The 20,346-nt window shown below is 72.3% G+C and carries 8 protein-coding genes and 1 pseudogene; 8 read left to right on the forward strand and 1 reads right to left on the reverse strand.

Annotated elements, in window-relative coordinates:
* Positions 1-1,378: 1,378 nt before the first annotated feature.
* The 5 genes and pseudogenes from ACFW6P_RS22630 to ACFW6P_RS22650 form a co-directional block, all read left to right on the forward strand.
* A pseudogene (locus tag ACFW6P_RS22630) lies at positions 1,379-3,602 on the forward strand (SpoIIE family protein phosphatase); the annotation flags it as partial.
* Between the two features lie 577 nt (positions 3,603-4,179).
* Positions 4,180-5,262: a sugar ABC transporter substrate-binding protein gene (locus ACFW6P_RS22635; RefSeq protein WP_386347646.1), complete on the forward strand. Its 1,083-nt coding sequence runs from the start codon at positions 4,180-4,182 to the stop codon at positions 5,260-5,262.
* A gap of 13 nt (positions 5,263-5,275) precedes the next feature.
* Positions 5,276-6,055 carry an ATP-binding cassette domain-containing protein gene (locus ACFW6P_RS22640; RefSeq protein ID WP_386424465.1) on the forward strand — a complete coding sequence of 260 codons (780 nt, stop codon included), beginning with the start codon at positions 5,276-5,278 and terminating at the stop codon, positions 6,053-6,055.
* Positions 6,046-7,326, forward strand: a complete 1,281-nt coding sequence (locus ACFW6P_RS22645; protein ID WP_386424467.1) for a sugar ABC transporter permease — start codon at positions 6,046-6,048, stop codon at positions 7,324-7,326. Before ACFW6P_RS22640 ends, ACFW6P_RS22645 begins: the two co-directional genes overlap by 10 nt.
* A 61-nt stretch (positions 7,327-7,387) precedes the next feature.
* Positions 7,388-8,743 (forward strand): ABC transporter substrate-binding protein, encoded by a 1,356-nt coding sequence (locus ACFW6P_RS22650; RefSeq protein ID WP_386424469.1) that lies wholly within the window; start codon positions 7,388-7,390, stop codon positions 8,741-8,743.
* A gap of 81 nt (positions 8,744-8,824) precedes the next feature.
* Here the strand turns inward: ACFW6P_RS22650 and ACFW6P_RS22655 are convergent, their stop codons facing one another.
* Positions 8,825-11,638, reverse strand: coding sequence for an aconitate hydratase (locus ACFW6P_RS22655; RefSeq protein WP_386347634.1), 2,814 nt, complete (start codon positions 11,636-11,638; stop codon positions 8,825-8,827).
* 264 nt (positions 11,639-11,902) lie between these two features.
* Between ACFW6P_RS22655 and ACFW6P_RS22660 the strand changes: the two genes are divergently transcribed.
* The 3 genes from ACFW6P_RS22660 to ACFW6P_RS22670 all read left to right on the forward strand — a co-directional run bounded on the left by ACFW6P_RS22660 (position 11,903) and on the right by ACFW6P_RS22670 (position 20,312).
* Positions 11,903-12,103: a DUF4236 domain-containing protein gene (locus ACFW6P_RS22660; RefSeq protein ID WP_386347632.1), complete on the forward strand. Its 201-nt coding sequence runs from the start codon at positions 11,903-11,905 to the stop codon at positions 12,101-12,103.
* 84 nt (positions 12,104-12,187) lie between these two features.
* A complete protein-coding gene (locus ACFW6P_RS22665; RefSeq protein WP_386347629.1) occupies positions 12,188-13,717 on the forward strand; it encodes a helix-turn-helix domain-containing protein in 1,530 nt (509 codons plus the stop codon).
* Between the two features lie 226 nt (positions 13,718-13,943).
* Positions 13,944-20,312: a protein kinase gene (locus ACFW6P_RS22670; protein WP_386424472.1), complete on the forward strand. Its 6,369-nt coding sequence runs from the start codon at positions 13,944-13,946 to the stop codon at positions 20,310-20,312.
* Positions 20,313-20,346: the final 34 nt, after the last annotated feature.

A 20,346-nucleotide genomic window follows, 5' to 3' on the forward strand; every position in this document is an offset into this window, starting at 1 on the left:
TCCAGGGCTCCTCGGACGGTGAGACCTTGCGGACCCTGGGCCGGCGCTCCGGGGAGTCCTTCGCCTGGGACCGGCGGACCCGCGCGTTCTCGGTGCCGCACCGGGTGCGTACGAGCGGTACCGCCTGGTCCTCGACGCCGAGGCGACGCTGGCGGAGGTCGAACTGCTGTCCTGATCCGCCGCCGCGTCGGGATCCGGTGGGCCGGGGCGCGCGGGACACGCCGGACGGCGGCTCGTACCACCCGGCCCACGGGTCCTCGTTCCGGTTGTCGGCCTGCCGGGGCTCGGGGCGTTTACAAGCGCACCGCACGACGCTACCTTGCCCATCACGCGGGGTGGGAGCGCTCCCATGACGGCGGACCGGAACCCGCCCTCCTGGAGCTCCCACTCCGCGCCCGCGGAGGGTGAGCCGCACCCCCCTCCCCCGCGGTGGGCGGGGGTGCGCCTCCGCCCCTGGTTTCCCCTGAACCCCTCCAAGCCTCTGCCGTCAGCGCCATATGTCGGGTTTGTCAAGGTGTGCGATTCTGATGTGTGGGTGCCCTGCCGCTCATGCGCGGCGTGGCTCGCCTTGACGGCGCGGCCCGGCGCCGCCGGCCCCGGGCCCGCGTCGCCGTCGCCTGAGTTCCGGGACTCCCACCTGCCGGTGGCCGCGGCACGGACGGGAGGTGGCTGCGACATGTCCCACGACGGCGACGACCGGGCCGCAGCGCCCGGTGCCGCAGCGCCCGGAAACGGGGGCACCGGTCCGGCTCGTCCCACGCCGGAGCGAGCCGCCAGGGAGCGGGTCCTGGCCTTCGCCGGGGTGACCCTTGCCGCGGTGTACGTCCGCAGCGAGGACGGCACGGAACTCCGGGTGGTCGAATCGGTCGGGGGCGAGCCGGAGCGGTGGGGGCTGCCGCGTCACGTGCCGGTGGCGGCCGGGTCACCGGGGTCGCCGCAGGGGCACCTCCGTGTACCGGGAACCGGGGGCGGCGGCCCGGGCGTGGCGGCCGATCGGGGTTCGCCCGTGGCGCGTGCGGGCGCGAGTACGACGGGGGCGCAGGCCGACTCACGGCCCTCCGGTCCCGATTTCGGCTCGGGCTCCGGCACCGGCTCGGGCTCCGGTGTGGGTGGTGAGGCGTCGGGTGGTGAGGCGTCGGGTGGTGGAGGCTCACGGCCTCCCGATGTCGACTTCGGCTCCGGCTCCGGCTCGGGCTCGGGCTCGGGTGCTGAGGCGTCCGGTGGCGGGGGCTCGCCGCCCTCCGGTCCCCACTTCGGCTCCGGCTCCGGCTCGGGCTCGGGTGCTGAGGCGTCCGGTCGCGGGGGCTCGCCGCCCTCCGGTCCCCACTTCGGCTCCGGCTCCGGCTCCGGCTCGGGCTCGGGTGCTGAGGCGTCCGGTGGCGGGGGTGCTGTCGCCGAGGCCTTCCGGCAGGGGCGGCCGAGGTGGCTGGGGAGCTTCGTGCCCGTCGGCCCGTGGGAGGGCAGGGGCTGCTCCTCCCCGCTCGGGGCTTTGCCGCTGGGGGCGGCGGGCGGGTGGCTGGGGTGTCTGGTCGTGGTGGGTGAGGCGGGCGAGGGCTTCGGGGGCGAGCAGCGGGAGTTCCTGGAGCGGTACGCCGAGGCCGTCGCCGGGCGGCTGCGGGGCGAGGCCGACCGGTGCGCACCGTCGCCCCTGCTGGATTCCGGGCTGCGGGCGATGGGCGTCGGCTCGTTCGCGCTGACCCCGGGCACCGGGCTGGTGGAGACGGACCCGGCCCTGCTCGAACTGGTCGGCGTTCCCGAGGACGGTTTCGACGGAAAGACCGACACCCTGCTCTCCTACAGCGTCCCGGAGGACGTCCTCGCCCTGATGTCGGTCATCGAACCGTCCGCGCAGACGCCGGGGCGCCGGGAGCTGGAGTTCCGTATCCGCCGGCCCACCGGCGAACTGTGCTGGCTGCGCCTGAGCTGCCGCGTGCTGAAGGGGCCCGAGAGCGGCCCCAGGCGGGTGCTCGGCGTGGTCACGGCGGCGCCCGTGCTGCGCCGCGGTGCCGGTGACGTCGCCAGGATCCAGTGGCTGACGGCCGCGCTCGACGACGCGACGACCGTGCGGGAGGTCAGCCGTGTCGTGGTCGCCGCCCTGCGCGAGCCGCTGGGGGCCGACCGGGTCGCGCTGGCCGAACTGCTGGAGGACCGGCTGGCCGTGACGGTGCTGGATCCGCCGGGGGCCGGTTCCTGGCCGGAGCTGTGGCGTGCGGAGTGGCGCTCTGAGTGGCCCGACGCGCCGGTCACCGCGCTGCCCACGCTCCAGGCGGCCGTGCGGGACGGCCGGGTGAGCCTGTGGCCGGCGGGTGCCACGCTGGAACCGGGCCTCGCGGGGATCGGCCCCGGCGGACTCGCGGTGCTGCCGCTGCCGGCGAAGCGCCGGGTGGCCGGGGTGTGCCTGGTCGGCTGGGACGCTGCGCACGCCTTCGCCCCCGAGGAGCGTGCCCTGCTGACGGCGACCGCCGGGCTGGTGGGCCAAGCCCTGAAGCGCGCGCACGCCTACGACGCCGAGCAGGAACTCGCGACCATGCTCCAGCGGAGCCTGCTGCCGCGCCGCCTGCCCCGGCTGCCCGGGGGCACCGCCGTGGCCCGCTATCTGCCGGCCCGGCGCGGGCTGCAGGTGGGCGGCGACTGGTACGACGTGATCGCGCTGTCGGAGAGCAAGGTGGCCCTGGTCATCGGGGACGTGCAGGGGCACAGCGCCGGGGCCGCGACGATCATGGGCCAGATGCGTACCGCCGTGCGCGCCTACGCCGTCGAGGGGCATCCGCCGGACGTGGTCGTCGCGCACGCCAACCGGCTGCTCGTAGGCATGGAGACGGACCTCTTCGCCACGTGCTGCTACGTCGAGCTGGACATGGAGGAGGGCAACGCGCTGTTCGTGCGGGCCGGGCATCTGGCTCCGATGGTGCGGCATCCGGACGGCTCCACCGAGGAGGTCGAGGTCGAGGGCGGGCTGCCGCTCGGGGTGCTCGCCGACGCGGAGTTCCCGCTCACGGCACTCGCGCTGGCGCCGGGCTCGGTGCTGGCGCTGGTGACCGACGGGCTGGTGGAATCGGCGGACCTGCATCTGGACGAGGGCATGCGGCTGGTGCGGGAGGCGCTCGCCGCGGCCGACCCCTCCGACACGGGCCGGATGGCCGACGGGCTGCTGGGCGAGGACGGCCGGCGTGAGGACGACGTGGCGTTGCTGCTGCTGCGCTACGACGGCATGCGGATCCGGCCGGTACGGGCGGGCTGGGTGGTGTGGCGGCTGCCGGACGCGGTGATGCACGCCCGCCGGTTCAGCGCGCGCACGCTGCGGTCGTGGGACCTGGTGGACGAGGCGGACGCCGTCCTGCTGGTGGTCTCGGAGCTGGTCACCAACGCGCTGGTGCACACCCAGGGCGCCGTCCGGCTGGATCTGACCCTGGCGGCTGACCGGCTGCGGGTGACGGTGAGCGACTCCTCTCCGCGTACGCCGGCCAAGCCGGTGGTCGTCGACTGGGAGTCGACGGGCGGCCGGGGCCTGTTCCTCGTCGAGGCGATGTCGGCGGCCTGGGGCTCGGTGCCGGTCGGCGGCGGCAAGCAGGTGTGGAGCGAGATGGTCGTGTCACCGCCGCGGGAGGAAGCGGGGGCGAGGGCGGGTGCAGGGGCGGAGGCGAAGCGGGGGGTGCGTGGAGAGGCGGCGGACACGGAGCCGGAGCGGGGGGTGCGTGGAGAGGCGGCGGACACGGAGCCGGAGCGGGGGGTGCGTGCAGGGGCGGAGGCGGACACGGAGCCGGCGCCTCGGGCCCGGGCCGGGGCCGGGGCCGGGGCCGGGATGGAGCCTGGCGCTGGAGCCATGGCCGGGACGGAGTCCGGGGACGAAGCCGAGACCAGCGACGAAGCCGAGACCGAGGTCGGGTCCGGGCTCCGGAGGGGGCGCGCCCCTGGCCGGTCCCGGGCGCGCGGCTGGGGCGGGGGACGCAACCGGGGCCGTGGCCGGGACCGGATAGCGGACCGCGAGGAAGAGGAACAGACCCCGGACCAGCCCCCGGACCAGAGCCCGGACCAGAGGGCGGACCAGCCCCCGGACCAGGACCTCAACCGCGCCACCCCCACCCGCCTCTCCGCTCGCGCCCCCGCCCGCGACCCCGCACAGCCCCGCGGGTGGGGTTTCGGACGGGGGCGGCGGCGTTCCGGCGAGGGAGGTCCGCGGTGAACGGACGGATGTGGCGGGTGGCCGTCGCGGCGATGGCGGCCGTGCTGGCCGGAGCCCTGGCGGGGTGCGGCGGCGACGGTCCGGAGAGCGGGGAGGGGACGACCGTCGGTCTGCTGCTGCCGAGCCGCGCGCTGCCCCGCTGGGAGCAGTCCGACAAACCCATGATCGAGAAGCGGGTGGCGGAGCTGTGCTCCGACTGCACCGTGCTGTACGCCAACGCGGAGAACGACGCGGTGAGTCAGCGGCAGCAGCTGGAGACCATGATCACCAAAGGGGCCGCGGCCGTGATCCTGGACGTCGTCGACCCCAAGGCGCTGCGCTCCTCGGTGCGGGCCGCAGAGCGGGAGGGCATTCCGGTGATCGCCTACGACCGGCTCGCCGAGGGACCGATCTCGGGTTTCGTCAGCTTCGACGGCGCCATGGTCGGAAGGCTGCAGGGCGAGGCGCTCCTGCGGGGCATGCGTGCGCGGGCCGACGGCCGCGGCGTCGTCATGATGAACGGCGACCCGTCCAGCCCCAACGCGGCCTGGTACGAGAACGCCGCCCGGTCCGCGCTCGGCGACCAGGTGCGGGTCCTCAGGTCGTACGACACCCTGGGGTGGCGCACCGAGAACGCGCACGACCACATGTCCGCCGCCATCGGCTCCCTCGGACCGGACCGGATCGACGGGGTGCTGGCGGCCAACGACGCGATCGCGGGCGGGGTGATCTCGGCGCTCAAGAGCGCCCGTGTCGCGCCGCTGCCCCCGGTCACCGGCCAGGACGCCGACCTGGACGCCGTGCGGCGAATCGTGGAGGGCGAGCAGTACATGACCGTCTACAAGCCCTTCCGGCAGGAGACCGACGCGGCCGCCGAGATGGCCGTGGCCCTGGCGCGCGGCCACGAGGTCGGCTCCCTGGCCACCACCAGCGTGGACAGTCCCACCACCGAGGACATCCCGTCGATCCTGCTCGATCCGGTCCCGGTCACGCGCGACGACATCGGCCGGACGCTCGTCCGGGACGGCGTCTACACCACCGACGAGATCTGCACCCCGAACCTCCGGCCGGACTGCGACCGGATCGGGCTCACCGGGTGAGGAGGTGATCCCCGTGGCCCGTCCGCCCGTGCTGGCGCTGCGCGGCATCACCAAGCGGTTCGGCGGTGTCCAGGCGCTCGTGGACGTCGACCTGACGGTCCGGGCCGGTGAGGTCGTGGCCCTGGCGGGCGACAACGGCGCCGGCAAGTCCACGCTGATCAAAGTGATCTCGGGGGTCGGTCCGGCCGACCACGGCCTCATCGAGTGGGAGGGGCGGCCGGTGCACATCAAGCGCCCGCACGACGCCCAGTCCCTGGGCATCGCGACCGTGTACCAGGACCTCGCGATGTGCGGCAACCTCGACGTGGTCGGCAATCTCTTCCTCGGCCGGGAGATCGACCGGATCGGCATCCTCGACGAGGTGGAGATGGAGCGCCGTGCCCGCGAACTGATGCGGACCCTGTCCATCCGTATCCCGGACGTGCGGATGCCGGTCGCCGCGCTGTCCGCAGGGCAGCGGCAGGCCGTCGCGATCTCCCGCTCGCTGATGGCGGCGCCCAAGGTCCTGCTGCTCGACGAACCCACCGCCGCCCTCGGCGTGGAGCAGACCAGCCATCTGCTCGATCTGATCGAGGAGGTGCGCGACCGGGGCATGGCCGTCATCCTCATCAGTCACAACATGGGCGACATCAAGGCCGTCGCGGACCGGGTCGCCGTGCTGCGGCTGGGCCGCAACAACGGGCTGTTCGACGTGAGCACCGTGACGCAGGAACAGATCATCTCCGCCGTCACCGGGGCGGCGGACAACGCCCTGGCGTACCGCGTGAAGGGCGACGCGGAGGCGTGGCCGTGATCGGGGGCCGGCCGCACCGGGACGGCGGGCCGGCCGGTCCGGTCACCGCGCAGCCGCAGGGCCGGGGCTGGCAGGACAGCCTGCGCGCGTACGCGCGGGAGATCCGCGGGACCGTGCGCGACGGGGGACGCGGGCCGGTGCTGGTCGTCGCCGGGCTGATCGTGATCTGGATCGTCTTCCAGGCGCTGGACGACAAGTTCCTCTCGCCGCGCAACCTGTCCAACCTCAGCGTGGACATCGTGGGGACCGGTCTGGTCGCCGTGGGCATCGTGTTCGTGCTGCTGATCCGGGAGATCGATCTGTCGGTCGGCTCCGTCAGCGGCCTGGCGGGAGCCACGTTCGCCGTGCTGAACGTCAACCAGGGGATGACGGAGTGGCTCGCGGTGATCGTGGCGGTGGCGGTGGGGATGGCCGTGGGCGCCTTCCACGGGGCCTTCTTCGCCTGGCTCGGCGTGCCGGCGTTCGTGGTGACGCTCGCCGGGCTGCTGGTGTGGAACGGGCTGACGCTCTACCTGCTGGGCGCGAGCGGCACGCTCAACATCGACGAGGACGGGCTCGTCGCCTCGCTGACCAGCCGCCACTTCGGTGACGACCTGGCGGCGTACGCGGTCGCGGCCCTGGGGACGGCCGGGTACCTCCTGGCCGCCCGCCGCCGGCAGAGCCGTCTCCGGGCCGCCGGGATGCCGCGTCGGCCGGACGCGGTGATCTGGCTGCGCACCGCACTGCTCGCCGTGGTGGCCTTCGCCGCGGCCTGCACCCTCAACCGGTTCCAGGGGCTGCCGCTGGCCCTGCTGATCTTCCTGGTGGTCCTGGTCGTCTCGGACTACGTGCTGCGCCGCACCCGCCACGGGCGGCGGGTGTACGCGCTCGGCGGCGGGGTGGAGGCGGCACGGCGCGCGGGCATCGGGGTGGAGCGGGTGCGGATCGCGATGTTCATGGTGTCGGGGACGATGGCCGCGGCCGGCGGGCTGTTCGTGGCGTCGGGGCTGACCTCGGCGAGCCCCACGACGGCCCGGGCCGCCGGGTCCGGGATGCTGCTGATCAACGCGATCGCCGCGGCCGTCATCGGCGGGACGAGTCTGTTCGGCGGGCGGGGCTCGCCCTGGTCGGTGCTGCTCGGTGTGCTGGTCATCCAGTCGATCGCCTCGGGCATGGGGCTGCTGGGAGTGGAGGACGCCGTGCAGTTCATGATCACCGGTGGGGTGCTGCTGGCCGCCGTGGCGGCGGACGCGCTCTCACGGCGGGCGGCCGCGCGACGGGAAGGGACTTGAATTTTATTGTTTGACCAGATATGTCTAAAAAATGCCAAGGGTGGGTACGCGGCACGGCTCCATGAAACGGAGCCGCCCCGGCACGGCGGCCGTGGCCGTCACGGTCGCGGCGGGCCTCGCCGTCGCCGGGTGCGGCGGCACCGACGCGCCGCGCGGTGAGGAGCGGGGCGATCTCAAGGTGCTCGCCATGGACGCGCCCCAGATGAAGACGCTCAAGAAGCTCACCAAGGAGCACTTCACCGCGCAGACGGGCATCACCGTCGACTACACGCTGCTTCCGGAGAACGAGGCGCGCGACCGCATGAACAGCGAGTTCGCGACCCAGGCGGGGAACTACGACGTGGCGAGCATCAGCGCGTACGAGGCGCCCATCTACTCGGAGAAGGGCTGGCTCGCCCCGCTGGACCGCTATGTGAAGGCGGACGGGCACTTCCACCAGGACGACGTCTTCCCCCACCTCGTGGAGTCGCTGACCGGCGAGGACGGCAAGCTCTACGCCGAGCCCTTCTACGGCGAGGGTTCCTTCCTGATGTACCGCAAGGACCTGTTCCGCAAGGGCCACCTGACCATGCCGGCCAAGCCGACCTGGAAGCAGGTCGCCGACCTCGCCGCCCGGGCCGACGGCATCGACGGCGCGAGCGGCATCTGCCTGCGCGGCCTGCCCGGCTGGGGCCAGAACCTCGCCCCGATCAACACCGTCGTCAACACCTTCGGCGGCTCCTGGTACGACATGAAGTGGAACGCCCGCCTGACGTCACCGGAGTTCAAGGAGGCCGTCCGCTTCTACGTCGACCTGCTGCGCTCGCACGGCCAGCCCGGCGCCGCCCGGATGGGCGTGATGGAGATCCTGGAGAGCTTCGTGGCGGGCAAGTGCGCCATGATGTACGACGCCACGTCACTGGCCTCGTCCGTCGAGGCCGACGGCTCCTCGGTCAAGGGCAGGGTGGGCTACGTCCCCGCCCCGCACGAGCGCACCGAGCAGGCCGGCTGGCTGTGGACCTGGGCGTGGGGCGTCCAGCAGGCCTCGGACAGGAAGGACGACGCCTGGAAGTTCATCTCCTGGGCCTCCTCCAAGGAGTACCAGGAGCAGGTGGGCCGCGAGCTGGGCTGGACGTCGGCCCCCGCCGGCAACCGCAGGTCGCTGTACGCCAACCCCGAGTACCAGCAGGCCGCCCGCGCCTGGTACCGGCAGGAGTACACGGCGGCGACGGACTCCGCCGACCCGAAGAACCCCGGCGTCGGCCCCCGCCCCTACACCGGCATCAGCTTCCTGGGCATCCCCGAGTTCGCCGCCCTCGGCACGGCGGTCTCCGAGCAGATCGCCGCGGCCATCGCGGGGCAGCAGTCGGTGGACACGGCGCTGGACAAGGCGCAGGACCTGGCACAGGCGGCAGCGGCCGAGTACCGGGGCGGGTGAGGGGGACCGCCCCGGCGAACGGCGCGGGCCGCGCCCCCGGTCGCCCGGGAACGCGGCCCTCGAACCTGCCTGCCGCTGCGCCTACTTGCGGATCAGGCTGCGCAGCACGTACTGCATGATGCCGCCGTTGCGGTAGTAGTCCGCCTCACCCGGGGTGTCGATGCGGACGACCGCGTCGAACTCGACGCCGGTGCCGGTGGTGACCTTCACCGTGCGCGGGGTGGTGCCGTCGTTCAGCTCGGTGACGCCCGAGATGGAGAAGGTCTCCTCACCGGTCAGGCCGAGGGACTCGGCCGACTGGCCATCCGGGAACTGCAGCGGGAGGACGCCCATGCCGATGAGGTTCGAGCGATGGATGCGCTCGTAGGACTCGGCGATGACGGCCTTGACGCCGAGGAGCGCGGTGCCCTTGGCCGCCCAGTCGCGGGACGAGCCGGAGCCGTACTCCTTGCCGGCCAGGACGACCAGCGGGATGCCGGCGGCCTGGTAGTTCTGCGAGGCGTCGTAGATGAAGGAGACGGGGCCGCCGTCCTGGGTGAAGTCGCGGGTGTAGCCGCCCTCGGTGCCCGGCGCGATCTGGTTGCGCAGGCGGATGTTGGCGAACGTGCCGCGGATCATGACCTCGTGGTTGCCACGGCGCGAGCCGTAGGAGTTGAAGTCACGACGCTCCACACCGTGCTCGGTGAGGTACTGGCCGGCCGGGGTGTCGGCCTTGATGGCACCGGCCGGGGAGATGTGGTCGGTGGTGACCGAGTCGCCCAGCTTGGCGAGCACGCGCGCGCCGGAGATGTCGGAGACCGGGGTGGTCTCCATCGTCATGCCCTCGAAGTACGGGGGCTTGCGCACGTAGGTGGACTCGGCGTCCCACTCGAAGGTGTTGCCGGTCGGGATCGGCAGCGCCTGCCACTGGGCGTCACCGGCGAAGACGTCGCTGTAGGACTTGGCGAACATGTCCTCGCCGATGGCGTTGGCGACGACGTCGTTGACCTCGGCCTCGGAGGGCCAGATGTCCTTCAGGAAGACCGGGTTGCCGTCCTGGTCGGTGCCCAGGGCGTCCTTGGTGATGTCCACCTTCATGGACCCGGCGAGGGCGTAGGCGACGACCAGCGGCGGGGACGCCAGGTAGTTCATCTTGACGTCGGGGTTGATCCGGCCCTCGAAGTTCCGGTTGCCGGAGAGGACCGAGGTGACGGCGAGGTCGTGGTCGTTGACGGCCTGGGAGACCTCCTCCGGCAGCGGGCCGGAGTTGCCGATGCAGGTGGTGCAGCCGTAGCCGACGAGGTTGAAGCCGACCTTGTCGAGGTACGGGGTCAGGCCCGCCTTGTCGAAGTAGTCGGTGACGACCTTGGAGCCCGGGGCGAGGGTGGTCTTGACCCACGGCTTGCGGGTCAGGCCCTTCTCCACCGCCTTCTTGGCCACCAGGGCGGCGGCGACCATGACGTACGGGTTGGAGGTGTTGGTGCAGGAGGTGATGGCCGCGACCGTCACCGCGCCGTGGTCGATCTCGTAGGTCGAGCCGTCGGGGGCGGTGACGGTGACCGGGTTCGACGGGACGGCGGCACCGGTGCCGTCGGCGTGCTGCGGCGCGCCGGCGCCGTTCTCCTGGCTGCCGTAGGCCGGGGCGTCGGAGGCCGGGAAGGACTCGGCGCTCGCCTCGTCCACCGGGGAGGCGGCGGCGCCGGGCTGCTGGGCGACGTGCGCGTCGACGTAGTTGAGGACGTCCTTCGCGAACTGCTGGGCGGCCTCGGCGAGGACGATGCGGTCCTGCGGGCGCTTCGGGCCGGCGATGGAGGGGACGACCGTGGACAGGTCGAGCTCCAGCTTCTCGGAGAAGTCCGGCTCGGCCTTCGGGTCCAGCCAGAGGCCCTGCTCCTTGGCGTAGGCCTCGACCAGGGCGAGCTGCTGCTCGCTGCGGCCGGTGAGCCGCATGTAGCTGATGGTCTCGTCGTCGATCGGGAAGATCGCGGCGGTGGAGCCGAACTCCGGCGACATGTTGCCGATGGTGGCGCGGTTGGCCAGGGAGGTCGCGGCCACGCCCTCGCCGTAGAACTCGACGAACTTGCCGACGACGCCGTGCTCGCGCAGCATCTCGGTGATGGTGAGCACCAGGTCGGTGGCGGTGGTGCCGGGCTGCAGCTCGCCGGTCAGCTTGAAGCCGACGACGCGCGGGATCAGCATGGAGACCGGCTGGCCGAGCATGGCGGCCTCGGCCTCGATGCCGCCGACGCCCCAGCCGAGGACGCCCAGGCCGTTGACCATGGTGGTGTGCGAGTCGGTGCCGACCAGGGTGTCCGGGTAGGCCTTGCCGTCGCGGACCATCACGACACGGGCCAGGTGCTCGATGTTCACCTGGTGGACGATGCCGGTGCCGGGCGGGACGACCTTGAACTCGTCGAAGGCGGTCTGGCCCCAGCGCAGGAACTGGTAGCGCTCCTTGTTGCGGCCGTACTCCAGGTCGACGTTCTGCTTGAAGGCGTCGTTGGTGCCGAACTTGTCGGCGATGACGGAGTGGTCGATGACCAGCTCGGCCGGGGCCAGCGGGTTGATCTTGGCCGGGTCGCCGCCCAGCTCCTTCACGGCCTCACGCATGGTCGCGAGGTCCACGACACAGGGCACGCCGGTGAAGTCCTGCATGATCACGCGGGCCGGCGTGAACTGGATCTCCTGGCTGGGCTGGGCCTGCGAGTCCCACCCGCCGAGGGCACGGATGTGGTCGGCGGTGATGTTCGCGCCGTCCTCGGTGCGGAGCAGGTTCTCCAGCAGGACCTTGAGGCTGTACGGAAGGCGGGCCGCGCCCTCCACCTTGTCCAGCCGGAAGATCTCGTACGACTCGTCGCCCACCTGCAGCGTGCTGCGGGCGTCGAAGCTGTTCGCCGACACGACAGTCTCCTTCATTGATGTGCGCGTACCACCACGATCCTGCCGCCACGGCATCTGGGCCGATCCGCTAAGGTAAGGCTAAGTTAGGTAACCCTTACCGCCGGACTCGATGACGGCGTGCGGCTGCGGTGCTCCTCGGTAGATATCTCGATGTCGAGATAACTCTAGTACACCAGGGCCGGATGGTCATGCCCCGGCGTCCACGAAGCGGTCATGTACACCTCTGTCCGGGGCATCCGCACCACGTAACGACGCCACGAACGGAGAGGGGACACGGGCATGCCGCTCACATTCCGCAAGAGTTTCCGGATCCTTCCGGGGGTGCGACTGAACATCAACAAGCGCTCCTGGTCCATCACCACCGGCGGCGGGAAGAACGGCCCGCGGTACACCCGCAGCAGCACGGGACGCCGTACGACGTCGATGGACCTGCCCGGTCCCTTCGGATGGCGGCGCACGACCGACGCCAAGCGGCACTGAGGCGGCCGGGCGGGCTTGGCGGGACGTCACCCGACCGGCCCCCCCGACCGGATGTCATCTCATATGTGAGATAACCTCATGCGCATGGCAGACGACTACCTCGTACGCATCGGCAAGCTCATCCGCGACGCCCGGCAGCACCGGGGCTGGACCCAGTCGCAGCTGGCCGAGGCGCTCGGCACCAGCCAGAGCGCCGTCAACCGGATCGAGCGCGGCAACCAGAACATCAGCCTTGAGATGATCGCGCGCATCGGGGAAGCCCTCGACAGCGAGATCGTCTCCCTCGGCTACGCCGGTCCGATGCATCTGCGGGTGGTCGGCGGCCGCCGGCTGTCCGGTGCCATCGACGTCAAGACGAGCAAGAACGCGTGCGTGGCGCTGCTGTGCGCCTCCCTGCTCAACCAGGGGCGCACAGTGCTGCGCCGCGTCGCCCGCATCGAGGAGGTGTACCGCCTCCTGGAGGTCCTGGGCTCCATCGGCGTGCGCACCCGGTGGATCAACGACGGCGTCGACCTGGAGATCGTGCCGCCGGCCGAGCTGGACCTCGCGTCGATCGACGCGGACGCGGCCCGCCGCACGCGCTCGATCATCATGTTCCTCGGCCCGCTGCTGCACCGCCTGGACCACTTCAAGCTGCCCTACGCCGGCGGCTGCGACCTCGGCACGCGCACGATCGAGCCGCACATGATCGCGCTGCGCCGCTTCGGCCTGGACGTCGCCGCCACCGAGGGCCAGTACCACGCCCGCGTGGACCGCTCGGCCAGCCCCGACCGCCCGATCGTCCTGACCGAGCGCGGCGACACCGTCACCGAGAACGCGCTGCTGGCCGCCGCCCGGCACGACGGCATCACCGTCATCCGCAACGCCTCCTCCAACTACATGGTCCAGGACCTGTGCTTCTTCCTGGAGGCCCTCGGCGTCAAGGTCGACGGCATCGGCACCACCACGCTCACCGTGCACGGCGTGCCCACCATCGACACCGACGTGGACTACTCCCCCTCCGAGGACCCGGTCGAGGCGATGAGCCTGGTGGCCGCCGCCGTCGTGACGGAGTCGCAGCTGACGGTCCGCCGCGTCCCGATCGAGTTCCTGGAGATCGAGCTGGCGGTCCTGGAGGAGATGGGCCTCGACCACGACCGCACGCCGGAGTACTTCGCCGACAACGGCCGCACCCGGCTGGTGGACCTCACCGTCCGGCCCTCCAAGCTGGAGGCGCCGATCGACAAGATCCACCCCATGCCGTTCCCCGGCCTGAACATCGACAACGTCCCGTTCTTCGCGGCCATCGCGGCGGTCGCGCAGGGCCAGACCCTCATCCACGACTGGGTCTACGACAACCGCGCGATCTACCTGACCGACCTCAACCGCCTCGGCGGCCGCCTCCAACTCCTCGACCCGCACCGCGTCCTGGTCGAGGGCCCCACCCGCTGGCGCGCCGCCGAGATGATGTGCCCGCCGGCCCTGCGCCCCGCGGTGGTCGTCCTGCTGGCGATGATGGCGGCGGAGGGCACGTCGGTGCTGCGCAACGTGTACGTCATCAACCGGGGGTACGAGGACCTGGCGGAGCGGCTGAACTCCATCGGGGCGCAGATCGAGATCTTCCGGGATATCTGACCCGCCATCGACTCAAAGAGGTTGGGCAATCACCTCGGCACCTGTGCGGGATCGCGGAAATGCCCTGCCGCCGAGAGCGGGACGTCGCGCTGTCCGCCTGCCCCGGCACCCCACCCATCCGTTGACAACGTCAACAGGAAGGTGTGATGCTCGTCACCGGGTGACGGTATACGCTTCCTACGGGTGTACCCACCTTGTCTGTGACGGGTGGAGCGGGGAGGGGTAAGTGGGGCTGGAGACAGTCGGCGGACGGTTCCGGATCACGGGGGCCTTGGGGCGCGGGAACATGGGGGAGGTGCACCGGGCCGAGGACCTCGAGGCCGGCCCGGACTCCCCGCACCGCCAGGTCGCCGTCAAGACGGTGCTGCGTGGCCGGACCGGGATCGCGGTCGACACCTCGGGGCCCGGCAAGGAGGTCGACCGCTTCCGCCGCGAGGTGCGGATCATGCGGATGCTCTCCCAGGGCCACCCGAACCTCACCCTGCTGATCGACGGCGGCGTGGACGACGCCCCGGGCGGCAGCGGTCTGCCCTACCTGGCCATGGAGCTGCTGGACGGTCATCCGCTCGCGGACCTCATCGACGAGGAGCCCCAGCTCCCGGTCTCCTGGGCCGCCGCGATCGGGGCGCAGATCGCCGCCGGGCTCACCGCCGCGCATACCGCCGGGGTCGTCCACCGCGACCTGAAGCCGGCCAACGTGATGCTGACCGGGGACGGCACCGTCAAGATCCTCGACTTCGGCATGGGCTCGATCGTCGAGGACCCCGACCAGACGCGGCTGACCAGCACGGGCGTCAGCCTCGGCACGGCCCGCTACATGGCACCCGAGCAGTTCCGCGCCGAGCGGGTCTCCGCCCCGGCCGACCTCTACGCGCTCGGCTGCATCCTGTACGAACTGCTGATAGGCCGACCGCCGTTCTCCGCCCGCACCCACTACGAGCTCTCCGAACAGCACCTGCACGAGCGGCCGCCGCAGCTGACCCTGGTGCGCCCGGACCTGCCCGCCGGGCTGGTCCGGCTGGTGGAGCGCCTCCTGGAGAAGGACGCCGAACTGCGGCCGGAGAACGCCGCCCTGGTCCGCGAGGTGCTGGTCCCCCTCGCGCTCGCGCCGGACGCCACGGCCGCCCTGCTGGCTCCGCACTGGCAGGCGATGGACCCGGTAGCGCGGTTGCGCGCCCTGCTCCCCGAGCGAACCCCCGCCGCGTCCGCGCCTGTGCCACGCCGGGAGCCGCGCCTGCCCGAGGCGATGGACGTCTTCGGTATCCACGCCGACCTGATCGCCGAATACGAGAGCTTCACCAGGAGCGGGACGGTGATCCGGGACGCCCGGATCGAGGGCTTCGTCGCGGACGACCTGAAGGCGAAGTCGCAGTGGCCCGACCCGTGGCTGTCGCTGAACCCGTTCTTCGCGGACGGCGGCCAGGTCACCGACCTCGTGCGGGACGCGGTGCTGCACCCCAGGTGCGCGGAGATCTTCCAGGCGGGGAAGAAGGAGACCTCGCCGCGCCCGGACGGCCGGCCGCTGACCTTCCACCTCCACCAGCGGCAGGCGATCGAGGCCGCGCAGGCGGGCGACTCCTACGTCCTGACCACCGGTACCGGTTCCGGCAAGTCGCTGTCGTACATCGTGCCGATCGTGGACCGGGTACTGAAGGAGCGTCAGGCCGCGGGCCCGGGCGCCGGCGGCCGAGTGCGGGCGATCGTCGTCTACCCGATGAACGCGCTGGCCAACTCGCAGCTCGGAGAGCTGGAGAAGTACCTGCGTCACGGCTTCGGGAAGGGCCGCGAACCGGTCACCTTCGCCCGCTACACGGGCCAGGAGTCCACCGAGGAGCGCCGTGAACTGCGCAAGAACCCCCCGGACATCCTGCTGACCAACTACGTGATGCTGGAACTGATGCTGACCCGGCCGGACGACCGGTCCAGCCTGATCCGCATGGCCGAGGGGCTGCAGTTCCTCGTCTTCGACGAGCTGCACACCTACCGGGGCCGGCAGGGCGCCGACGTGGCGTTCCTGATCCGCCGGGTCCGTGAGGCCTGCCGGGCGTCGGCGTCCCTGCAGTGCATCGGCACCTCGGCGACGATGTCCACCGAAGGCTCCTGGGAGGACCAGCGGCGCGAGGTCGCCAAGGTCGCCGGGCGTCTGTTCGGCACGACGGTGCTGCCGGAGCGGGTCATCGGCGAGACCCTGGTCCGGGCGACGGAGGAAGCCCCCGAGCGCGTGCCCGCCGAGCGGCTGCGGGTGCCGGCGGCGCCGCGCGCGTACGAGGCGCTGACGAAGGATCCCCTCGCCCGCTGGGTGGAGTCGCGGTTCGGGCTGGAGCGCGAGGAGGGCACGGGGCGGCTGCGCCGCCGCGCCCCGGGCACCGTCGAGGAGGCGGCGGCCGAGCTGGCCGCCGCGTCCGGGGTGGCCGAGGAGAGCGTGCGCGAGGCGATCCGGACGACCCTGGAGGCGGGCGCGCAGGCCAAGCACCCGGTGACGGAGCGGCCTCTGTTCGCGTTCCGGCTGCACCAGTTCCTCTCCAAGGGCGACACCGTCTACACGACACTGGAGGATCCACTCACCCGGCCGTTGACCCGCACCTACCAGCTGGAGCAGCCGGGCAGCGACGGCAAGCCGCTGTTCCCGCTGGCGTTCTGCCGCGAGTGCGGCCAGGAGTACCTGACCGTCTGGCGTACCGAGGACGGCGGCGCGTTCCGTTACGAGCCGCGCCGGGACACCTCCGCCTCCGGGGGCCGCGAGGGCGAGGGCTACCTGTACCTGGGCATGCCCGGGCAGGACTACGAGTGGCCTGCCGACCCGCAGAAGGCCGTGGACGACCGGCGGCTGCCGGAGTCGTGGCTGGAGCCGGACGCGCAGGGCGTGATGGTCGTCAAGAAGTCCTACAGGCCGCGCGTGCCCAAGCGCGTCGTCGTGGACACACGCGGTGACGAGTCGGGCGAGGGCGGCCTGGTGGCGGCGTTCGTGCCGGCGCCGTTCCTGTTCTGCGTGCACTGCCAGGTCTCTTACGAGCAGACGCGCGGCCGGGACTTCGCCAAGCTGGCCACCCTGGACCAGGAGGGGCGCTCCTCGGCGACCTCGCTGATCTCCGCGTCCATCGTGAAGTCCCTGCGGGCGGTGCCCGAGGAGAGCCTGGGCAAGGAGGCGCGCAAGCTCCTCACCTTCGTCGACAACCGGCAGGACGCCTCGCTGCAGGCCGGACACTTCAACGACTTCGCCCAGGTCACCCAGTTGCGCGGCGCGCTGTACCAGGCCGCGGTGCGGGCGGGTGACGAAGGGCTGCACCACGACGACCTCGCCGAGGCCGTCACCGAGGTGATGGGGCTCCGGCCCCATGAGTACGCGGCGGGCACGAACCTGCCGCCGTCCATGGAGCGACGGGCGGCGAAGGTCTTCCGGGACGTCGTCGGATACCGCCTCTACCGCGACCTTGAGCGCGGCTGGCGCATTACGATGCCGAACCTGGAGCAGACGGGTCTGCTGCGGATCGACTACGAGGACCTGGACTGGATCGCCGCCCGGCCCGACCGCTGGCAGTCCTCGCACGCCGTGCTGCGCGACGCCGACCCGGCGCTGCGTGAGGAGATCAGCCGTACGCTGCTCGACTACATGCGGCGTGAACTCGCCATCGACGTGCAGTACTTCCGCGACGACTTCGACACCCTGCAGCGTGCGAGCGAGGAGCGGCTGACCGGGCCGTGGGTGCTGGGCGACTCCGACCAGCCTTCCGTCGGCACCGCCTATCCGTACGGCTCGCGGCCGGGCATGGAGCGCTCCGCGCTGTTCCTCTCGGCGCGCGGCAAGTTCGGCAAGTACCTGCGGCGCAACATGCCGGAACTGCGCGAGGCCTCCGCTTCCCTGGACGACGTCCAGGGCGTCATCGAGGACCTGCTGAAGGTGCTGCGGGACGCGGAGCTGGTGCGCGAGGTGGAGGCGGTTCCCGAGCGCTCCGGTCCGGCCTTCCGCCGCCGCGCGTCGGAGAAGCGCACCGGCTACCGGGTGTCGGCCGCCGCCCTCGTCTGGCGGGCCGGTGACGGCGAGCGGGGCGCCGTCGACCCGCTGGCGCGCACCTACAGCAGCGGAGAGGGACCACGCGTCAACCCGTTCTTCCGAGACCTGTACCGCACGGCGGCGGCCGAGCTGGCCGGCCTGTTCGCGCGGGAGCACACCGCGCAGGTCACGCCCGAGGACCGGCTGGAGCGCGAGAGGCAGTTCCGCGACGCCGAACTGCCCCTGCTGTACTGCTCGCCGACGATGGAGCTGGGCGTGGACATCTCCTCGCTCAACGCGGTGATGATGCGCAACGTGCCGCCGACCCCGGCGAACTACGCGCAGCGCTCGGGCCGGGCGGGCCGATCGGGTCAGCCCGCGCTGGTGACCACTTACTGCGCGACGGGCAACAGCCACGACCAGTACTACTTCCGGCGTTCCCAGGACATGGTGTCGGGGCAGGTGGCCCCGCCGCGTTTGGACCTCGCCAACGAGGACCTGGTCCGCTCGCACATCCAGGGCATCTGGCTGGCGGAGACCGGCATGAAGCTGGGCACCGCGATCCCGGACGTCGTCGACGTCGCCTACGACCCCGATGGCGGCGACCGCCCCGATCCTCACATGCCGCTGCCGCTGCTGGGCGACGTCCGCGACCTGTCCCTGGACGAGGGGACCCGCCGCCGTGCGGTCGCTGCCGCCCGCACGGTCCTCGCCCCGCTGATCGCGGACTTCGAGGCGACGACCTGGTGGTACGACGAGTGGATCGAGGACCGGATCGAGCGGGCCCCGGAGAAGTTCGACGCCGCCTTCGACCGGTGGCGGGACCTGTTCCGGGCGGCCGTCATCGACCAGTACGAGCAGAACAAGCGGGTCGTCGACCACACCCTCTCCCCCGGTGAGCAGAGCCGGGCGCGCACCCGCCGCCGGGAGGCGGAGACGCAGACGAACCTGCTGCTGAATCGCTCCACCGACAGCAAGTCGGTGATGAGCGACTTCAACCCGTACCGCTACCTGGCGTCCGAGGGGTTCCTGCCCGGATACAGCTTCCCGCGGCTGCCGCTGGCCGCGTACATCCCGCGCTCCGGCAACCGCCGCAACGCCGACGGCGACTACCTCCAGCGTCCCCGGTTCCTCGCGATCCGCGAGTTCGGCCCCGGCGCGCTCATCTACCACGAGGGCGCCCGCTACCAGGTCACACGGGTCCAGCTGCCGCCGGACGCCTCGGGCGACCTGGCGACGGCGGAGGCCCGGCGCTGCGACGGCTGCGGCTACCACCACGACGTCAAGGCCGGCTCCGACCTGTGCGCGATGTGCGGCGAGCCGCTGCGCGGCAAGCGCACCGGCCTGCTCCACCTGCACACCGTGTACACCACGCCGCGCGAGCGGATCTCCTCCGACGAGGAGGAGCGCCGCCGGGCCGGTTTCCGCCTGGAGACGTCGTACGCGTTCCAGGACCACGGCGCCCGCAAAGGACGCCTCACCTCGCACGTCGGCGACGCGGACGGCGCGCCCGTCCTGGACCTGGACTACGGCGACTCGGCGACCGTCCGCATCACCAACCTGGGCCGGGTCCGCGACAAGGAGGGCGAGCCGGACGGCTACTGGCTGGACCTGGGCGACGGCCGCTGGCTCAACGACCGGGCCGCCGCGGACGCCATCGAGGGCACCGGCATGCCGGTGGTCGACGAGGACGGCAACGAGAAGCGCCGCAAGAAGCGGGTCCTGCCGTACGTGGAGGACCGCCGCAACATCCTCGTGGTGACGCTGGACGAGCCGCAGCCCGAGCCGGTCGCCCTGTCGTTCCTGTACGCGCTGGAGCGGGGTATCGAGGCGGCGTTCGAGCTGGAGGACTCCGAGCTGACGGCGGAGCTGCTGCCCCCGGACGACGGCCCGCGCCGCCGCCTGCTGTTCACCGAGGCCGCGGAGGGCGGCGCGGGTGTGCTGCGCCGCATCCAGCACGACAGGGACGCCCTCGCAACAGCCGCCCGCACGGCGCTGGAGATCTGCCACTTCGACCCGGACACGGGCGAGGACCTGGGCGGGCCGACGGAGCACGAGAAGTGCGCCCGCGGCTGCTACACCTGCCTGCTGACGTACGCCAACCAAGGGAACCACCGTCAGCTGAGCCGGCACACCGCCCGCCCGCTGCTGCTGCGCCTGGCGGGCGCCCGCACCGAGCGGGAGGACCGCGGGGGGTCCCGCAGCGAGGCGTTCCGCAGGCTCGCCCCGGCGGCGGCCGGCGGTGCGAGCGCCGCGCCCGGGGGTGCTCCGGCGTCCGCGCCGACCCCGGTGGAGACGGACCTGGCGGCCCTCGTCGCGCGGGGCGACCTGCTGGGCTGGCTGAGGGCGAAGGGCTACCGGCTGCCGGACGAGGTCGACGTCCTCGTCGGCACGGCGGCGGCCCGCCCCGACCTGGTCTTCCGCCTGGACGGCGTCAGCCTCGCCGTGTTCGTCGACGTCCCCGGCCGGCCGGCCGACTCCAGTCGTGACGTGGAGGCCGGCTACCGCCTGGAGGAGGCCGGCTGGGACGTCGTGCGCTTCCCGGCGGACGCGGACTGGGACGCCGTCGTCGAGCACCACGCCGGCTACTTCCAGCTTCGCTGACCGCCCCGCGCACCCCCGACTCCTCGACATACCG

Origin of the sequence: Streptomyces sp. NPDC058741, assembly GCF_042746715.1 — a bacterium.
GTDB lineage: Bacteria > Actinomycetota > Actinomycetes > Streptomycetales > Streptomycetaceae > Streptomyces.